Genomic DNA, 1,195 nt, shown 5'->3' with positions numbered 1-1,195 from the left:
CGCATCTGGAGTGGCTGGGCTGTTTCTCAAACGTCCCGCTGTATGAGTAGTCTAACTAGAGCCTGTCTGGGCATGGCAGGTTCTCAGATGCGGACATTCTGCTGATCAGTTTCAATGGCCGCAAAGTCCGGAGGCTGTGTGGAAACTAGGTTGATTGTGGTGCCGAGGACCATTTTTACGTTCACCGTCATTTAGGCGCAGAACCATCCATGCGACTGTTCTGATGCATCGTAGGGGCGGTTCGGGCAATTCCAGATTTATTCGAGAGTTTGGGGAGCAATCTGAAGGCAAATGAGACCTTTTACGCCTTCATCGCTGCGATCATTGCCGGAATGCCCATCAGGTTCATGACGCGGGTCATATTGTAGGCGAGCACGTGCAGCGCCATCTCGGTGGCGACATTTTTCAGCCGTCTCATTTTGAAGTGGGTGGCCCCCATCCATGATTTGATGGTGCCGTATGGATGCTCGACCGTCATGCTTCGGACGGCCAGGTGGGCTGGGTCGGCGTCCAACCTTTCCTGCACCCGCTCCAGCACATCTTCTTTCTCCCATCGCCGCACACGCCGCTCTTTACTGGTCGTGCATTTGTCTTTGATGGCGCAATCGGCGCAGGCACCCGACCAGTATGATCTGAGGGCTTTGCCGTCTTGTTGGCCGGTAAATCTGTAGGTCAGTTTCTCGCCTGCTGGGCAGACATAGACATCCTTATCGCGGTCATAGGCAGAGTCAGCCTTGTCAAACTGACCGCGCGCACCGGCGTTTGATGTCATGGGTTTAGGGACAACAACTGAGATACCCGCGTCTTCGCTGGCGACAATTTCCTCGCCCTTGTAATAGCCCTTATCGGCGATTGCTGTGAGCTGATCTGTCGTCATGACGTCGTTCGCTGCCGCCGCCATCATCGACAAAGCATCCCGGTCAAACCCAAGCATAGTGACTTCATGTGCTACGATCAGGTGGTGATCGGCTTCGACAGCCGTTTGAACATTATAACCTACAATACGCGGCATGCGTGCTGTTGTCGCCATGGATCGGGCGTCTGGTGTCACTTAGCACTTAATTGTAAGACTGCGGCGGTAAAGGACGGGCTAGGCACTTAATTTGAGACTACGAGTGTCTCCAGTCTCATATTAACTGCATCTGGCGGGGGCCTGGCAGTCCGAACGCCGGGTTGATAAGGTGGTCAGTTTTTT

General features: G+C 54.1%; 1 protein-coding gene. It reads right to left on the bottom strand.

Features of this window, described 5'->3' with window-relative positions:
* Positions 1-301 precede the first annotated feature (301 nt).
* Complete coding sequence (locus ACFWW2_RS16735) at positions 302-1,012, bottom strand: transposase (protein WP_393929792.1); 711 nt, start codon at positions 1,010-1,012, stop codon at positions 302-304.
* Positions 1,013-1,195: the final 183 nt, after the last annotated feature.

It is taken from the genome of Yoonia sp. R2-816 (assembly GCF_046762905.1).
GTDB lineage: Bacteria > Pseudomonadota > Alphaproteobacteria > Rhodobacterales > Rhodobacteraceae > Yoonia.
This window is presented reverse-complemented; position numbering and strand designations above follow the sequence as displayed.